A 16,674-nucleotide genomic window follows, 5' to 3' on the forward strand; every position below is an offset into this window, starting at 1 on the left:
CATATTTTTCATTTTTAGGTAAATCACATTAATTTTGTTTATTGTGATGAAAATCACATTTTTAATTATAATTTCACATCTCGATATGGGACTATCCGATTATCAAAATGCTAAAAAAATGTGTTTTTTCATTGGTATATCTCTTGCCAATTCATTTATACGCAGCTCAAGTTGATGTATTACGTGAGCAAGCTATACAAAATTATAGAGCAGGGCGAACTCAACAAGCTGTTTCTCAACTAGATCAATTGTTAAAACATTATCCATATGATCAAAAACTGCTTGCTGATTATTTAGTTATTATGTCAAGTGAAAAAAGAGACCTGACGAATTTTAAAGAGTTTTTGGCAAACGTGGATTATGTGAATTTTCCAGAATATGCACAGTTACCTTTAATTCAAAATTTTCGTGATTTTAAACATTTTAAAATAGCGATTGAATGGGCAAATAAGCTTAATATTCAAAAGTCAGTCGATGGACGTATTTTATTATCAGTTTTGTATGCTGAAGCTCAAGATACGGCAAACGCGAAAACTCAGTTATCGAATATCAATATTAACGGTTTAAAAGCTGATCAGCTGGTGCGGGTTGCATATGCTTACCGTTTGATAAATTTACCCGTAGACGCTTTAGCTACAGTTGAGCATGCTTATCAGCAACAGCCAAAGTCGTCAGCTGTTTTGCAAGAGTATGTTTATGATTTGGTTGCTATTGGAGCATATCAAAAAGCTCAGCAATTACTCCAAGCAAGCGAAAAAAATCAGCAAACTGAGCAATTACAACAAACTTTACAAGTCAGTGAATTTTCTCAGCATGTCAATAATGCAATTGCTCGCTATAAATATTTAAATCGCCAAGGTTTATCAGATGCAGAAAGCTTTGCTGAGTTAGATAGCGTGTTGGAACAAGGGCAAAAGATACAACAGCAGATGAAACCTGATGACCCTAACTATTTAAGGTTTCATTATGATTATTTATATGCATTAGATTTCAGAGGACGAGCGAAAGCAGTTTTAGAGAATTTTACTCAATTAAATATTTCGCTTGAAAAATTACCTGCATATGTACGTCATGCAATTGCCGATAGTTATTTAGCTGAGCAAAAAACGAAGCAAGCTGAACTTGCTTATAAGACGCTTTTAACCGAAAAAAATTATCCGGATATGATTGTCTATAGCGGGTTGTATTATTCTTATATTGAACAAGAAAAATATAAGGAAGCTGAACAGCTTTTGGCAAAAGTTGATCATCTTATTCCGACTTATAAATATAGTCAGGCAAAGGGTGTAGATAAAACTAGCCATCCTGACCGAGACGATTATATTGCTTTAAAAGGGATGCATTTAGCTTATGCCAATCATTTAGATCAAGCTGAAACACACTTTCAAAAAACAGTAGAACAAGCACCTGCAAATGAGAGTTTGATTAATAACCTTGCCCGTGTGGAGCGGTGGAGGGAAAAGCCTTTAGAAGCAAAAAAAACAATTTCTCGTTTAAATGGTATAGACCCGATTGCTAAAGATACTCGCATTAATGAAATGCAAAATGCTCAGGCTTTAGGTGATATCCAGACATGGCGTAAAACAACGCAAAACTTAGTGCAGTTTTATCCCGAAGATAGTGGCGTTATTAAAAGCCGCAAAGAGTTGGATGATCGTAATAGAGCTACGATTTCACATTCAACGACTTGGGGCCAAAGTAAAGCTAATAATAGCGATTCTGTAAGTGGACAAAACGGTTTAAAAGACCGTGAGATGGAAACTCGCCTTAATAGTCCGTGGATAAAAGATAATTATCGTTTATTCGCTTGGCATCAAGATCGTTATGGCGAATACAATTTTGGCGACGTGCATAACCAGCGCTATGGTGTTGGGGCCGAATGGCAAGCCAATCGTAAGGCATTGTCGGCGATCTTGTCGCAAAGTACAGATGGCGGACAAGCTGGTGTTCGTCTTGATTGGTCACAGTGGCTAAATGATCACTGGCAGTATCAATTGCAATATAACAGTCAGGCTGACATTCCTCTACAAGCGATTGATGCAGGAGAAGATGGTCAATCTTACCGAGCTGCATTGACATGGCAAAAGGATGAATCACGTCAAATTGGCGCAAGTTACGGTTTGACTGATATTAGTGATGGCAATAAACAACAAGAATTTTCAACTTTTTGGCGTGAAAGACTATTTGCAGCGCCGCATCACATTACTTATGGCACTGTCCGTGGTTTTTACGGCAGTAATAGCCAAGACCAAACTACTTATTTTAGCCCAAGTTCGCATTACAGCGCGGAGTTGAACTTAAGTCACGACTGGGTGACTTGGCGTGAATATGAGCGTTCATTTAAACAGCATTTCGAGGCTGGGGTGGGCCTTTATAAACAAGCCGATTATTCCACTAAGCCAACCTATTCTTTGCAGTATCAACATCAATGGCAGCTGTCACGTACATGGCAACTCAATTATGGAATTGGCTGGCAATACCATCCTTACGATGGACATGCTGAACAGCATACCTATGGTATTTTCGGATTTGAAGGGCGTTTTTAATGAATAATTTATTTTCAAAAGTGTTGGGTTTTGCTTTAGTCTCGACATTGTTACCTCTGCAATTTGCATATGCCCAAATAGAAAAAGATTTACCAAAAAATCGCACAGTTTCTTTAACTTTTCATGACGTCAGAGATGATGTTTTAAAAGAGGGCGATCGGGATATTTATGCAATTCAAACTAAAAATTTAGCGCAGTTCTTTGACTGGCTCAGTCAATCTGACTGGAAGCCAATACGTCTGAAAGATATTGAAGAGGCTCGTAAGCAAGGCAAAGAGCTACCTCATAATGCCATTTTGTTAACCTTTGATGATGGTGCTTTAAGTGGCTACAGTCGTATATTTCCATTGCTTAAGCAATATCAGATTCCGGCAGTTTTTGCACTCCCAACCAGTTGGCTAAATGGTAATACAAAAGCTGGCTATGAAGCCTATGGACAAGGGAACTTGGTCAATTGGAAGCAAGTACGAGAAATGCAGGATTCTGGCTTAGCTGAGTTTGCAAGCCATAGTGATGATTTGCATCATGGTGTGCTTGCTAATCCTCAAGGGAATGAACAACCCGCGGCAACTTCTTATATGTATTTAAAATCACAAGCGCGTTATGAAACGGACGCGGAATATCAACAACGTATTTTGAATGATTTAAAAAAATCTCATAATGTCTTAAAAAAAGAATTGGGTGTAGAGCCGAAAGCAATTGTATGGCCGTATGGTGCGGTAAATCAGCAGTTAGAGAAGCTAGCTCAACAAGCAGGTTTCACTTTTTCCTTTAGTTTAGGGCGTGATGGCGTAAATCAGATTAATGATCTGACCTTTAAGCGTAGTCTTATGGTCGACAACTCTACAGCTGAACAGTTGACTGAGACGTTGCTTAACATTTTGAACTCGGCAGAGAAAGATTTATATAAGCAGCCAAAACATTTTTTAAGTATGGACTTAAAGCAATTAGCTGCTTCAAGCAATACTCAGTCAGATGAAAAATTAGGGGTATTATTATCAAAACTTTATAGCTTAAAAAACAATACGCTGATATTGAAGCCGTTAGATGACCAAGATGGAGATGGGCAATATGACGTTGCTTATTTCCCAACCACTCAAATGCCAGTTAAGCAAGATATTTTGAACCGTAGTTTATGGCAGGCACAAACTCGTGCAGGTCAGGCGGTTATTTTAGAACTGCCTATTTATCCTCAAAAAAATAAATCATTTTTGGTGGCAGATTTAGCTAAAGATATTGCGCGTTTTAATAGCAATTTAAGTGGTATTCAGCTTAATGCCGGAACTGCTTTAAATTGTGCAATGCAAAACACAACGCTGAACGAAAGCAACTGTGTTGAACAAGTAAAGCAATTATCACAACTGAGTCAACTGACTCAAAAAGCTGCAAAGCCTTATTTGAATATGAGTAATCAGGCCCAGTTTAGTTTGTTGCTAACACCAGACTTAGAGCACATTGAACAGTTACCAGTGCTTTTAAAATCACTCTTAACCCAACATGATTTAGTGAACCTAAAATTTAATATGGTGGGTAAGCAAAAACAATTTAAACAAGCCTTAGAACTTTTAAATACTCTTGATGGGAAATACAAACAACGAATTATGCTGACATTAACATTGCCAGAAAATGACCAGAGAAATGCTTGGCAAGAAGTAAAACAAGGTCTTTTCGATATTCAGCGCATAGGTATTCAGAAATTTGGTGTTGATGGCTATGACAATGAAAATGCAAAGAATGTCCATGAGTATTTATATAACCCAATGAGCTTGAATTCGAGTTCGGTGATGTATCAGCCCTTTGCAGGTTTAGCAACGGAGGGGAAAAAGTAATGAGAGTATTACTCGATATTCTATTTGCTTTTGCCTTTTTATATCCGCTGCTTATGGCTTGGACATGGATGGTAGGTGGCCTTTGGTTTTTCTTTAAACGGGAATACCATGAGCAACAGTTACCCGAGCCGTCAGGTGAAGGGTGCAGTATTATTATTCCTTGTTTTAATGAAGAAGCCCAAGTACGGCAAACCATTCGTTATGCGTTGCAAACTAAATATCCAAATTTTGAAGTCATTGCTGTAAATGATGGTAGTAGTGACAGAACTGCAGAAATTCTTGATGAGTTAGCAGCACAAGATGCTCGATTACGAGTTGTGCACTTAGCAGAAAACCAAGGTAAGGCAGTCGCTTTAATATCGGGAGTATTGGTCAGTAAATACGAATATTTAGTTTGTATTGATGGGGATGCTTTACTACATCCTTATGCTGTACTTTGGCTCATGCAGCCGTTTCAAAAATTTCCGCGTATTGGGGCCGTCACTGGTAACCCTAGAATTTTAAATCGCTCAAGTATTTTAGGAAAATTACAGGTTGGGGAGTTCTCTTCAATTATTGGATTAATTAAACGTGCGCAACGAACATATGGTCGTATTTTTACAGTATCGGGGGTAATTGTAGCGTTTAGAAAAACCGCTTTGGTTCGTGTCGGTTTTTGGTCTGATGACAAAATTACAGAAGATATTGATATCTCTTGGAAGCTTCAAATGGACCATTGGGATATTCAATATATTCCTCAAGCTCTTTGTTATATCTACATGCCTGAAACTTTTAAAGGACTTTGGAAACAGAGGTTACGCTGGGCACAAGGCGGGGTAGAAGTCTTATTAGAATATATTCCTAAAATGTTCAAAGTTCGCTTGCGCCGTATGTGGCCAGTCATGCTTGAAGCTTTAGTCAGTATTGTTTGGTCATATGTGATGATTATGATCTTTATTTTATTTTTTGTGGGATTATTTATCGACTTGCCTCAACAGTTTCAAATTAATTCACTCATGCCGCAGTGGTATGGCGTGATATTAGGTGGAACATGTCTCATCCAATTTTTAGTCAGTTTATGGATCGATCATCGTTATGACCGTGGGCGTCTTTTTAGAAATTACTTTTGGGTCATTTGGTATCCATTGTTTTTCTGGTTACTAACGTTATTTACCAGCGTGGTTGCGGTACCTAAAACTATATTTAACACAAAAAAACGTGCGCGCTGGGTTAGTCCCGATCGAGGCTTCCGTGGAGATAATTCATGAAAAATGAAGAAAATACTGACGTAGAAGTTTTAGACATACCTGAATATATTGATCAGCCTGAATATGTAAAAAATAAGACCGCGAACTATACCTTGCAAACAATAGGTTGGTTTTGTTTAATGTGGCTGCTTTTTCCGCTAGTATCATTATTTCTGTGGTTTTTTGAAGGACATCTTATTTATGACTATGTGTGGGTAGATCATATTTCGGAAGTCAAAACTTTACTGCATTTACTTCTTTTAATTTGCTTAAGTGCTTTGGTTTTAATTTTATGGGCAAGTTATAACTGGCTTAGATTTCATGGTGATGATCGACGTAGTAAGGCTCCCAATAGTTCTGTTGAATTATTGGCTTCACAATTTATGGTAAATACAGTGTCTTTATCAGAATTACAAAATGCACAACGTGTGGTCTTACATTACGATGATCAGGGTCATTTAAAACAGTATGATTTGAAATGAGTAAAAAGCATGGTCGATCAACCATGCTTTTTTTATTTTTAAGATGTTGTTCTAATAATGACATCAACAGGATGTTGAGTGCCATCCATACTATAAATAGCGGTTTGGGTAACTTTGATAATTGGCCAAGTCTGCAATTTACAATTTGATCTTTGCAAAGCTAAATAGTAGCTATCAGATTTAAAAAAGGTTTTATTGGCTTGTGCTGTATTAGGCATTAAAAGTCGTCTCAGCCATGTTTCATTTACTTGAGTTTCAAGAAAACGTAGAGCTAGGATGCTTTTAACCCGATTGTTAAATAACCTCCGGTTTTTGGCAATAAGCGGGTGGGTAATGAGGCGATGTATGCCGATTTGACTATGGGGCAAAATAAAATGTGGTGTAATTTGAAATACAGTTACAAATTTTGCTTGTTGGCAAATTTTTTCTAAGTGCGTGACAGTTTCCTGATCTGTTCCAATAATCGCTACATTTAAATTAGAAAAATCATATGCTTTGATTGTATTTGATAAAAGAATTTGACCAGTAAAGGCGTCAAAATCCTGAACTGCATTTTGAAAAGTAGCTGATTTGGCAACATTATTTTTAAGTTCAATACTCATTTTCCAAAAGTCCTTTTGGTTTTCATTTGTGATGATTTTTTATCGTTTTAATATAAATAACCAAGCAAGTAGTTTGGGTAAAGTATTTTCAGATAGGTGGTTATCTCATGCTTGAAACTGATTCAAGCATGAGACTTTGTGTATATATTAATTGTTTGATTTTAATTGCATTAATTGAGTAAAGCTGTCTAAACGTTTATTTGTATCATAGACGTCACAAGTAAAAATAAACTCATCGACTTCATATGTAGCCAAAAGCTTTTCTAAACCTGAACGTACTGTTTCAGCTGAACCGATTTGTGCCATCGTATAGAAATTTTCAACTGAAAGTTGTTCTGCTGTGTTCCATAGTCCTTGCATTGAATTAACCGGTGGCTTCAGTTTCAAACTTTCACCACGAATTAATCCTAAAACACGTTGGTATGCGCTTGTTGCTAGGAACTGAGCTTCTTCATCTGTATTGGCAACCACAACAGGTACACCCATTGAAACATAAGGCTTGTCCAAATATTCAGAAGGTTCGAAATTTTCACGATAAAGTTCGATCGCTTGACCAAGCATGCGTGGTGCAAAATGCGATGCAAATGAATAGGGTAATCCTAGTTTCGCAGCCAATTGCGCGCTAAATAAGCTTGAACCCAATAACCAGACAGGCACATGAGTATTTTGTCCTGGAGTGGCAATAATTCTTTGGCCGGGTTGAGGCGCTTTAAAATATTGCAAAATCTCAACAACATCTCTTGGGAACTGATCTTCCGTTTCCTGATGCCCGCGACGTAAGGCACGCATAGTGACCTGATCTGTACCCGGAGCACGACCTAAACCTAGCTCAATACGATTTGGATATAAGGTTGCTAATGTACCGAATTGTTCTGCAACTACTAACGGTGCATGGTTTGGTAGCATGATACCACCTGAACCTAAACGAATGCGCTGGGTATGAGCCGCGATAAAGCCAAGTAAAACAGCGGTTGCTGAACTCGCAATTCCATCCATATTATGATGTTCTGCAAGCCAAAAACGGTCATAACCTAATTTTTCTGCATGTTGGGCGAGCTCTAATGCATGACGTAATGAAAATTCGATTGTCTTATCATCACGTATAGGAGCAAGCTCCAAAATTGAAAATTTGGTGTCTTGAAGTGATCGCATGCGATATTCTCAAAAAACGTTATATCGAAATAATACGATATAAATGGAGTGATGTATATCGGTTTTTTTCGATATAAATTTCACTCCCAAATAAAAAAAGCACCGCTAGGGTGCTTTTTAATATCTATGTACCAATTAGTGGTGTTTATACCAACCACGGTGTAAGCCATTATCATGACGATAATAAGCGCGATCATTGTAATAACGACGGTCATCACGATCATAGCGACGATCGTAACGGCGGTCATCACGATCATAACGACGGTCATAACGGTCATCATAGTTACGGTCTTGACCAACTTTACGACCTAAAGCAGAACCACCAGCTGCACCCACTGCTGCACCGATGTATCCACCGTTTGTACCACCCATGTTTTTACCAACGGTATAACCAGCACCACCGCCTAAAGCACCACCAATAGCAGCTTCTGTACGGTTACGACGGTCACTTGCTGCAGCTGCACCACCAGCACCACCTAAAGCAGCACCAATTGTTGCGCCAGATGTACCACCGATACTTTTACCAATTGCTGTACCTACTACACTACCTAGAGCAGAAGTTGCCGCTACACGGGTACCATTATCTGCATGTGCAACTGACACCATAGAGGTTGTTGCGATTAATGCACTTGCTAACCAAATATTCATTTTCATTTTGGAACTCCATGCTCATTTTGCTGAAGAGCAATCTTTATAACTTGAGCTAAATGTAATTAAAAATTTCGTGAAAATTATGGAGAAGGGCCATGCTGATACGATAGTTTTGTGTCTGCTTTGTATGGTTTATATTAAGATGTGAATAAATCATGAACGATATATCGGGGGATGGAAAAATTTTGACTATAAAAAAACACCCGAAGGTGTTTTTAGGTCTATGTCTTCACTGTGATTAGTGGTGATGACGGTGTTTTTTCTTCCAGTGCTTAGAAGATCGATCATAATCGCGGTCTTTAGAAATTTTATTACCTAAAGCACCACCACCTGCCGCACCTAAAGCAGCACCGATGTATCCACCGTTTGTACCACCCATGCTTTTACCAACAGTATAGCCAGCACCACCACCTAAACCACCGCCAATTGCAGATTCTGTACGGTGACGACGATCACTTGCAACTGCTGCACCACCAGCACCACCTAAAGCAGCACCAATTGTTGCGCCAGATGTACCACCCATGCTTTTACCAATTGCAGTACCTGCAACACTACCTAAAGCCGAAGCAGCTGCTACGTGAGTTGTATTGTCTGCATGTGCTACAGTCATCATAGAAGTAGCTAAAACAGCACTACATAACAAAGTATTTAATTTCATCATTTACTCCATGTCCCAAGTTGCAGGACCTTATATCTTTCGTTACGGCAAATGTAACAAAACACTTCTCTTCAAATGTGGAGAACCATCACTCGATTATTAGAGTTTAGTGTCTTCTTTGTATGCTTTCTATTAAAACAGAATGGAAAACCATCAATCTTATCTAAAAACTGAACAATAAAAATTAGTGAACGTAAGTCATAAGTGCTTGAGAGGGTCAATATATAATTTAATAGGTTTACAGATGATGGATAGACCTTTCTAAAGTTCAGGAATTAAAGGATTACATATGTCATTTAATCAGCATAATCTGTAAACTATGCGCTATTTTTATGATTTGGCTTATCTTCTTATATTTATCTAGATAAGTTTTTTGGACTTTTGAGATATTTCCTCTTATGAAAGCGTCACTCCGTTTACGACTTGATCAACTCTGTGATCGTCATGAAGAACTTACCGCATTGCTTGCAGATGCAGAAGTGATTTCCGATAACAAACGTTTCCGTAAACTGTCTCGTGAACATAGTGATTTAACTGAAATTACAGAAGTTTGGGGCAAATACCGTCAAGCAGAAGAAGACATTGAAACTGCTGAAATGATGAAGTCGGACCCTGACTTTAAAGATATGGCAGAAGAAGAAATTCAAGCGAATAAAGCATTGCTTGAAGAACTAGAAAGCCAGCTCAATATCTTGATGATTCCAAAAGATCCAAATGACTCTAATGCTGCGTATTTAGAAATTCGCGCCGGAACGGGTGGTGATGAAGCTGCAATTTTCTCAGGCGATTTGTTCCGTATGTACAGCAAATATGCCGAGACACAAGGCTGGCGTATTGAAGTCCTTTCTGAAAATGAAGGCGAACATGGTGGCTTTAAAGAAGTTATTTGCCGTGTAGATGGTGATGGCGTTTATGGCCGTTTAAAGTTTGAAAGTGGTGCTCACCGTGTGCAACGCGTCCCTGCCACTGAATCACAAGGTCGTGTGCATACGTCAGCATGTACAGTTGCGATCTTGCCTGAAATTGATGTTGATACTAACGTTGAAATTAACCCAGCAGATTTGCGTATTGATACTTACCGTGCTTCTGGTGCGGGTGGTCAGCACATTAACAAAACCGATTCGGCCGTGCGTATTACTCACATTCCAACTGGTACAGTCGTTGAGTGTCAAGAAGAACGTTCACAACATAAAAACAAAGCCAAAGCGATGGCTCTTTTGGTATCGCGTTTAGAAAATGCAAAACGTGCAGCCGCTGATGCAGCAACTTCTGAAATGCGCCGTGATTTAGTGGGTTCTGGTGACCGTTCTGAACGTATCCGTACGTATAATTACCCACAAGGTCGTATGACGGATCACCGTATTAACCTAACTTTATATAAGTTAGACGCGATTATGGAAGGTGATTTAACTGAATTGCTCGATAGTTTACATCGTGAATATCAAGCAGATCAGCTTGCGATGCTTGCACAGGAAAATGGCGGCTAATGAATATTGCACAAGCGCTTGCAATTCGTGGTGAGTCTGATAGTTATGAACGACAAGAAAATGCTTGGTTGCTTGAGCATTTTCTAAAAATCAATTCGCTTGAATTAAAGTTTAGACTTGAGCAAGAGTTAACAGCCCAACAAGAACAAGATTATTTGGCTGGTCTTGAACGTATCCAAAATGGTGAGCCTTTAGCTTATGTGACGGGTTCGCAACCATTTTGGACGCTCGATTTAAAAGTAACGTCAGATACTTTAGTGCCACGACCAGATACTGAGGTTTTAGTTGAAACTGTTTTAAATCTAAATTTGCCAAAGAAAGCAAACATTGTGGATTTGGGAACGGGGACAGGTGCAATTGCGCTTGCTTTAGCGAGTGAACGTCCAGATTGGCAGGTAACCGCAACTGATATTTATGCGCCTACTTTAGATGTCGCAAAAGAAAATGCACAAGCTCATAATTTACAACGTGTGAAATTCGCTTGCGGCGCTTGGTTTGAAGCACTCGAACTACAAAAGTTTGATTTAATTGTTTCTAATCCGCCATATATCGACCCTGAAGATGAACATATGCAAGCTTTGGCCACAGAACCGCGCCGTGCATTGGTTGCAGACCATCAGGGACTGGCTGATATTGAAATTATTATTGCTCAAGGGAAAAACTGGTTAAAACCACATGGCTGGATTACACTAGAGCATGGTTATGATCAGGGACAAGCTGTTCGAGATATTTTCACACAGCATGGTTTTAGCCAAATTAAAACTATTCAAGACTATGGCCAAAATGATCGAGTCACTTTGGCATGCTGGATTTAAAATTACTTTTGTAGGGTATCCCGCCAACGTAATAACCAGTTTTCGATAAGTTTGATTAAGGTATCGGTTACTTTACCTAGCAACGCCAATAAAATAATTGCAATGATAACAATATCTGGTCGAGACGTTTCTCGGCCATCACTGAGTAAATAGCCAATCCCTTGTGTGGCTGCAATCAGTTCAGCTGCAATCATAAACATCCACGATAAGCTTAAGCTGTTGCGTAAACCCGTTAAAATGCCTGGAGAGGCTGCTGGTAAAATAATAGATATAATCCGCTGAAAAGCATTAAGCCGATAAACTTTTCCAACTTCAATGAGCTTTCTATCTACATTATGAATTGCTGCAACTGTATTGGTATAGGTTGGAAAAAATGCTCCAATTGCAATAAGCGTAATTTTTGAACCTTCGTCAATTCCTAACCAAAGTAATAGTAGGGGGATCCATGCAAGACTTGGGATCGACTTAATTGCTGAGAAGGTCGGTTCTAAATAAGCTTCTGCTTCTTTACTTAATCCCACCCAAATCGCAAAAATTAAGCCTAAACCGCTTCCTATAATAAAGCCCAATAGAACACGCCATGTACTAATATAAATATGAGCAAATAGGTCACTATGAGCTAAATCTAAAAAAGATTGCCATAAACTAGTCGGTGCAGGGAGTAGATAAGCATCGATATAGCCATTTCTGACTAAAAACTCACAAGCTGCTAAAAAGATGAGGGGAATGAGTAGCGCTTTAAACCACCGTGTGAATTTGTTGTTTAGATGCTTTTTCTGCGATTTTAAAGCCTGCTGAGCTAAGAAATGATTTAGCTCAGCTTTGTTAAGTGAATCACTCATATACTATTTCACGACTTTTTGAGCAAAACGTGGGTCTAACAACTGATCAACCACTTGATTGACATTAGTGCCTTTTCTAACCAAGTCTTCTTCTGTCAAAATTTTTCCAGAACGTTTTAGCGCTTGTGCTTGAGTTGCTGATGGAATGCTTTGATCAAAGTTGGTTCGGCTCAGTTGTAGTTTAGCCACAGGTAGAGGGAGTTTTGATTCTTGAGCTAAAAGTGCTGCCACTTTATCTGGATTGGCTTTTGCCCATTTTCTGGCTTGTTCGTAGGCTTTAATCACAGCTTCAACCGCTTCAGGGCTTTGCTTTGCAAAGTCTTCTTTCACGCTAAGCACGCTATAACTATTAAATGCTACATTACGATAAAGTAATTTCGCGCCCGATTGAATTTGAGCTGAAGCCATTAATGGATCAAGCCCCGCCCAAGCATCTACTTGGCCACGTTCTAATGCGGTTTTACCATCTGGATGTTGTAAATGGACTAGTTGTACATCGCGTTTGCTTAAGCCTACTGTTTCTAGTGCTTGTAGTGTAAATAAGAATGGATCGGTTCCTTTTGTCGCTGCAATTTTTTTACCTTTTAAATCTTTTAAGCTTTTAATTGGTGAGTTTTTTGCGACAACAAGGGCGGTCCATTCCGGTTGGCTTTGTACATACACAGTTTTAATTAGACTACCATTCGCTCGACTTAATACAGCAGCCAATCCAGCGGTAGAAGCAAAATCGATGCTATTACTGTTGAGATATTCTAATGAGCGGTTACTACCTTGACTGAAAACCCATTTAATTTGAGTATTTGGTAGAGCTTTCTCGAGAAGTTTTTGATCCTTTACCACCAAACTGGTTGGGGCGTAGTAAGCGTAATCAAGTTTAAGCGTAGTCGGAATTGCTGCAAAAGTAGATGAAGCAAATACAAACCCCAATGTTGATGCCAACAAAGTCTTTGGTATAGAAAATTTTGATTTTAAAGACATGATAAAAATAAAACCGAACTAAAATAATAAATCATCCTTTCATGTGTTTAGTGGCTTACAAACTTAGTTATTTTGATTTGTAAATCAGTTTGAAAGATAAAACTTTAGATAAAATTATAAGTTAATGTTTTATAGGCATTATTAATTTTTAAATAATGCGTTATATGAAATATTCAATTTAAAAGACATAAATATCATAAGCTTAAGTGTTTAGACTTAAAGCTTCGTTGGATGCATATGCTATTGCTTGTGCGTAGTTAAATTATCTCGATACGCACCTGGACTGACGCCAGTCCATTTTTTAAAAGCACGGTGAAATGCACTGGGGTCATGGAAATTTAAGTCTTCACTAATGTCTTGTATTGAATCATTGCTTTTGCTTAAACGTTCAATTGCAATATCACAGCGAATTTCATTTTTAATTTGTTGATAACTCACTCCTTCATGTTTGAGTCGGCGTTGAACGGTAGCCTCTGAAATATTGAGCTGCTGTGCGACATCTTTGAGTTCAGGCCATTCGGCTGGGTGAAGCTTTAATAAATGACGACGAATAAGAACGCTCAAGGCATTTTCATTTTTAAAGCGAACTAACAGATTTTGTGGAGTTTGCTCTAAAAAATCATAAAGCGCTTTTTTATCTTTTTTAATTTTAATATCTAAGTAGTGGGCATCAAACTCAACCTGATTTATCTCGGCATTAAATTGTATATCTTCACAAAAACGAACTAGATAATCTTGAATATCGTTCGGTTTTGGACAACGTACCGCAATATTGTTTAAGCCAATTCGCTGATCTACTAACCAACACATAAGCCCATGTACTAACATTAAAAATGTAGCATAGGTGAACATACGTTTGGGTTGGTCACGATCACGAATGACCAAATAAGCTTTTTCTTGTTCTCGAATTAACTCTCCACGCATATCATCTAAAACGAAGTTAAAAAACTTCAAAATATCATAGAGAGCCTTTTCTAAAGTTTCAGCCGTACTGACGAGTTTTGTAAGTAATTTATAGCTGCCACGGCGCATAGGGTGGCTATCCATCCCAAAAAACTCATCATTCATGGCATTGGCAAGTTCTATCCATAATTGTGCATATGTTGCTACTGGAACACGCGCTTTAGGTGTCATAAGTAATTCTGCAGGAATACCCGCTTTATTCAGAATAATTTGAGTATTTAGACCCTTGGCATAAGCCGCACTTAATGCTTCATGTACCAGTGCAATTGAAATTGTTCCTTTACTTAAAGAAGATTGGACAACCATGTCAAAGACTCATTTTTTTACGTATTTCAAGTGAAATATTTCATATTCAAAATTTGGATTGATCAAAAGCTGCAAGCATTTTGAGGTTTTTTGAAATTGTATCGGAAAAAAACAACTTTTACTCTCACTACTAAGGTTAAAGAACATTTCTATAGGACGTTACATAATGAAAATTCAAGGAAAACATTTCGTGATTACAGGTGGTGGCTCTGGTTTAGGGGCTGCAACTGCTGAGTATTTGGTAAAGCAGGGTGCCTCAGTCACATTAGTAGACATGAATGTAGAAGCAGGTGAGCAGCAGGCGAAACAGTTAGGGCCAAAAGCTGACTTTGTAAAACTTGATGTAACCGATGAAGCAGCTGCTGAGCAATTCTTTAAAGATGTGTTGGCTAAACATGGTCATTTGCATGGTTTGGTGAACTGTGCAGGTATTGGCCCTTCTGCGAAAGTAGTTGGCCGTGAGGGCGTTCATGACTTGGGGTTATTTGCAAAGACTTTAAATATTAATGTCACAGGTACATTTAACATGCTGCGTTTTGCAGCAGATGCAATGAGTAAAAATACAGTTGAAGAAGGTGAAGAGGACCGTGGTGTAATTGTTAACACTGCGTCTGTTGCGGCATTTGATGGCCAAATTGGACAAGCAGCTTATTCTGCATCTAAAGGAGCTATTGTGGCGATGACTTTACCAATTGCTCGTGAGCTTGCGCGACATGCCATTCGTATTATGACCATTGCACCGGGAATTATGGAAACTCCAATGCTTAAGGGTATGCCAGAAAATGTACAAGATGCTTTGGGGCAAATGGTTCCGTATCCATCTCGTTTAGGAAAACCAGAAGAGTTTGCACGTTTGGTTGCCCATATTGCCGAAAACTCATATTTAAATGGTGAAGTCATTCGTTTAGATGGTGCAATTCGTATGGCAGCAAAATAATAAAATAAGGATGTTGAAATGATTCTAAATGCTGAACAAAGCATGGTTCAGGAGATGATGCGTAACTATGCGCAAAATCAGTTAAAACCAACTGCTGCACATCGCGATAAGACACATGAATTTCCGGCTCAAGAATTAAAAGACTTAGGTGCGCTAGGCGCTATGGGGATGACTGTGCCCGATGAATGGGGCGGTGCTGGAATGGATTATGTATCTTTGGTACTCGCAATTGAAGAAATTGCTGCAGGTGATGGTGCTATTTCGACAATCGTAAGCGTACAAAACTCTTTGATTTGCGGCATTACACTGGCATACGGCTCAGAGCAGCAAAAACAAACCTATTTGCCAAAATTTGCCTCTGGCGAATGGCTAGGGTGCTTTTGTTTAACTGAGCCACATGTTGGTTCCGATGCGAGCGCGATTTTATGTAAAGCCGAGCGAAATGGCGACCATTGGGTACTCAATGGCGTAAAGCAATTTATTACCAGTGGTAAAAATGCTCAAGTGGCTTTGGTATTTGCGGTGACAGATAAACAAGCGGGTAAAAAAGGCATTTCATGCTTTCTTGTTCCGACCAATACACAAGGTTACTTGGTAACTCGTATTGAAGACAAAATGGGACAGCATGCCTCGGACACCGCAACCATTACGCTTGAAGACTGCCGGATTCCTTTAGAAAATTTGGTTGGACAAGAAGGTGAAGGTTATAAAATTGCGTTATCTAATTTAGCGGCCGGTCGTATTGGTATTGCTGCTCAGTCTGTCGGTATGGCAAGAGCTGCTTTTGATGCAGCTGTGCAATATGCAAACGAGCGTAAGGCCTTCGGTGTAGAGCTGGTCCAGCATCAGGCGGTTGGTTTTCGCTTAGCCGATATGGCAACCCAGATTGAAGCGGCACATCAGTTGGTTTTACATGCGGCAACTTTAAAAGATGCGGGACTACCTTGTTTAAAAGAAGCCTCTATGGCGAAACTCTTTGCATCAACTATGGCTGAGCGAGTGTGTTCGGATGCAATCCAAATTCATGGTGGTTATGGCTACGTTAGTGATTTCCCTGTTGAGAGAATTTATCGGGATGTTCGTGTAAGCCAGATTTATGAAGGTGCTTCTGATATTCAGCGCTTGGTGATTGCTCGTGAAGTGGCTCAAGTTTAGATTATAAAGTATTGAGTTTTTAAACTTAAAACTGCAAGAAACCGC

Annotated in this window: 15 protein-coding genes; 8 read left to right on the plus strand and 7 right to left on the minus strand. The window is 38.9% G+C overall.

Features of this window, described 5'->3' with window-relative positions; genetic code table 11:
* The first annotated feature begins 107 nt into the window (after positions 1–107).
* Genes pgaA through pgaD form a run of 4 tightly spaced genes read left to right on the plus strand, consistent with a single transcriptional unit; the run spans position 108 to position 6,083 of the window.
* Positions 108–2,546 (plus strand): poly-beta-1,6 N-acetyl-D-glucosamine export porin PgaA, encoded by a 2,439-nt coding sequence (gene pgaA, locus AC1PJ9_RS11895; RefSeq protein ID WP_311087362.1) that lies wholly within the window; start codon positions 108–110, stop codon positions 2,544–2,546.
* Positions 2,546–4,375, plus strand: a complete 1,830-nt coding sequence (gene pgaB / locus AC1PJ9_RS11900) for a poly-beta-1,6-N-acetyl-D-glucosamine N-deacetylase PgaB (protein WP_311087363.1) — start codon at positions 2,546–2,548, stop codon at positions 4,373–4,375. Before pgaA ends, pgaB begins: the two co-directional genes overlap by 1 nt.
* On the plus strand, positions 4,375–5,622 hold the full coding sequence (gene pgaC / locus AC1PJ9_RS11905; RefSeq protein ID WP_311087364.1) for a poly-beta-1,6-N-acetyl-D-glucosamine synthase: 1,248 nt from the start codon (positions 4,375–4,377) through the stop codon (positions 5,620–5,622). Before pgaB ends, pgaC begins: the two co-directional genes overlap by 1 nt.
* A complete protein-coding gene (gene pgaD / locus AC1PJ9_RS11910) occupies positions 5,619–6,083 on the plus strand; it encodes a poly-beta-1,6-N-acetyl-D-glucosamine biosynthesis protein PgaD (protein WP_311087365.1) in 465 nt (154 codons plus the stop codon). Before pgaC ends, pgaD begins: the two co-directional genes overlap by 4 nt.
* Positions 6,084–6,121: 38 nt before the next feature.
* Here the strand turns inward: pgaD and AC1PJ9_RS11915 are convergent, their stop codons facing one another.
* The 4 genes from AC1PJ9_RS11915 to AC1PJ9_RS11930 all read right to left on the minus strand — a co-directional run bounded on the left by AC1PJ9_RS11915 (position 6,122) and on the right by AC1PJ9_RS11930 (position 9,146).
* Complete coding sequence (locus AC1PJ9_RS11915; protein WP_311087366.1) at positions 6,122–6,685, minus strand: NAD(P)/FAD-dependent oxidoreductase; 564 nt, start codon at positions 6,683–6,685, stop codon at positions 6,122–6,124.
* A gap of 147 nt (positions 6,686–6,832) precedes the next feature.
* Positions 6,833–7,837, minus strand: a complete 1,005-nt coding sequence (locus tag AC1PJ9_RS11920) for an LLM class flavin-dependent oxidoreductase (protein ID WP_311087367.1) — start codon at positions 7,835–7,837, stop codon at positions 6,833–6,835.
* A 135-nt stretch (positions 7,838–7,972) separates the two neighbouring features.
* On the minus strand, positions 7,973–8,491 hold the full coding sequence (locus tag AC1PJ9_RS11925; RefSeq protein WP_209046132.1) for a hypothetical protein: 519 nt from the start codon (positions 8,489–8,491) through the stop codon (positions 7,973–7,975).
* Between the two features lie 235 nt (positions 8,492–8,726).
* Positions 8,727–9,146: a glycine zipper domain-containing protein gene (locus AC1PJ9_RS11930; protein WP_002049123.1), complete on the minus strand. Its 420-nt coding sequence runs from the start codon at positions 9,144–9,146 to the stop codon at positions 8,727–8,729.
* Positions 9,147–9,544: 398 nt separating this feature from the next.
* Between AC1PJ9_RS11930 and prfA the strand changes: the two genes are divergently transcribed.
* Both prfA and prmC read left to right on the plus strand, forming a co-directional pair.
* Complete coding sequence (gene prfA / locus AC1PJ9_RS11935) at positions 9,545–10,633, plus strand: peptide chain release factor 1 (RefSeq protein ID WP_002049300.1); 1,089 nt, start codon at positions 9,545–9,547, stop codon at positions 10,631–10,633.
* Positions 10,633–11,448, plus strand: a complete 816-nt coding sequence (gene prmC, locus AC1PJ9_RS11940; RefSeq protein ID WP_311087368.1) for a peptide chain release factor N(5)-glutamine methyltransferase — start codon at positions 10,633–10,635, stop codon at positions 11,446–11,448. The genes prfA and prmC overlap by 1 nt, the downstream gene beginning before the upstream one ends.
* 2 nt (positions 11,449–11,450) lie before the next feature.
* Here prmC and AC1PJ9_RS11945 read toward each other — a convergent pair whose 3' ends face one another.
* From AC1PJ9_RS11945 to AC1PJ9_RS11955, 3 genes are all read right to left on the minus strand, one after another.
* Positions 11,451–12,290, minus strand: a complete 840-nt coding sequence (locus AC1PJ9_RS11945) for an ABC transporter permease (protein ID WP_311087369.1) — start codon at positions 12,288–12,290, stop codon at positions 11,451–11,453.
* 3 nt (positions 12,291–12,293) lie between these two features.
* Complete coding sequence (locus tag AC1PJ9_RS11950; RefSeq protein ID WP_311087370.1) at positions 12,294–13,268, minus strand: aliphatic sulfonate ABC transporter substrate-binding protein; 975 nt, start codon at positions 13,266–13,268, stop codon at positions 12,294–12,296.
* A gap of 240 nt (positions 13,269–13,508) precedes the next feature.
* Complete coding sequence (locus AC1PJ9_RS11955) at positions 13,509–14,537, minus strand: AraC family transcriptional regulator (protein WP_311087371.1); 1,029 nt, start codon at positions 14,535–14,537, stop codon at positions 13,509–13,511.
* 166 nt (positions 14,538–14,703) lie between these two features.
* On the opposite strand from AC1PJ9_RS11955, the gene AC1PJ9_RS11960 reads away from it, so the two are divergent.
* On the plus strand, positions 14,704–15,474 hold the full coding sequence (locus AC1PJ9_RS11960; protein WP_107972157.1) for a 3-hydroxyacyl-CoA dehydrogenase: 771 nt from the start codon (positions 14,704–14,706) through the stop codon (positions 15,472–15,474).
* An 18-nt stretch (positions 15,475–15,492) separates the two neighbouring features.
* Entirely contained in the window at positions 15,493–16,629 is a 1,137-nt protein-coding gene (locus tag AC1PJ9_RS11965) for an acyl-CoA dehydrogenase family protein (RefSeq protein ID WP_311087372.1), read from the plus strand.
* The last annotated feature ends 45 nt before the right edge of the window (positions 16,630–16,674 follow it).

Source organism: Acinetobacter sp. 70_2, from assembly GCF_056736115.1.

What these genes read in the sequence shown, in the direction of transcription:
- pgaA (WP_311087362.1), top strand. Translation starts at nt 108, where the DNA reads ATGCTAAAAAAATGTGTTTTTTCATTGGTATATCTCTTGCCAATTCAT.
- pgaB (WP_311087363.1), top strand. Translation starts at nt 2,546, where the DNA reads ATGAATAATTTATTTTCAAAAGTGTTGGGTTTTGCTTTAGTCTCGACA.
- pgaC (WP_311087364.1), top strand. Translation starts at nt 4,375, where the DNA reads ATGAGAGTATTACTCGATATTCTATTTGCTTTTGCCTTTTTATATCCG.
- pgaD (WP_311087365.1), top strand. Translation starts at nt 5,619, where the DNA reads ATGAAAAATGAAGAAAATACTGACGTAGAAGTTTTAGACATACCTGAA.
- AC1PJ9_RS11915 (WP_311087366.1), bottom strand. Translation starts at nt 6,685, where the DNA reads ATGAGTATTGAACTTAAAAATAATGTTGCCAAATCAGCTACTTTTCAA.
- AC1PJ9_RS11920 (WP_311087367.1), bottom strand. Translation starts at nt 7,837, where the DNA reads ATGCGATCACTTCAAGACACCAAATTTTCAATTTTGGAGCTTGCTCCT.
- AC1PJ9_RS11925 (WP_209046132.1), bottom strand. Translation starts at nt 8,491, where the DNA reads ATGAAAATGAATATTTGGTTAGCAAGTGCATTAATCGCAACAACCTCT.
- AC1PJ9_RS11930 (WP_002049123.1), bottom strand. Translation starts at nt 9,146, where the DNA reads ATGAAATTAAATACTTTGTTATGTAGTGCTGTTTTAGCTACTTCTATG.
- prfA (WP_002049300.1), top strand. Translation starts at nt 9,545, where the DNA reads ATGAAAGCGTCACTCCGTTTACGACTTGATCAACTCTGTGATCGTCAT.
- prmC (WP_311087368.1), top strand. Translation starts at nt 10,633, where the DNA reads ATGAATATTGCACAAGCGCTTGCAATTCGTGGTGAGTCTGATAGTTAT.
- AC1PJ9_RS11945 (WP_311087369.1), bottom strand. Translation starts at nt 12,290, where the DNA reads ATGAGTGATTCACTTAACAAAGCTGAGCTAAATCATTTCTTAGCTCAG.
- AC1PJ9_RS11950 (WP_311087370.1), bottom strand. Translation starts at nt 13,268, where the DNA reads ATGTCTTTAAAATCAAAATTTTCTATACCAAAGACTTTGTTGGCATCA.
- AC1PJ9_RS11955 (WP_311087371.1), bottom strand. Translation starts at nt 14,537, where the DNA reads ATGGTTGTCCAATCTTCTTTAAGTAAAGGAACAATTTCAATTGCACTG.
- AC1PJ9_RS11960 (WP_107972157.1), top strand. Translation starts at nt 14,704, where the DNA reads ATGAAAATTCAAGGAAAACATTTCGTGATTACAGGTGGTGGCTCTGGT.
- AC1PJ9_RS11965 (WP_311087372.1), top strand. Translation starts at nt 15,493, where the DNA reads ATGATTCTAAATGCTGAACAAAGCATGGTTCAGGAGATGATGCGTAAC.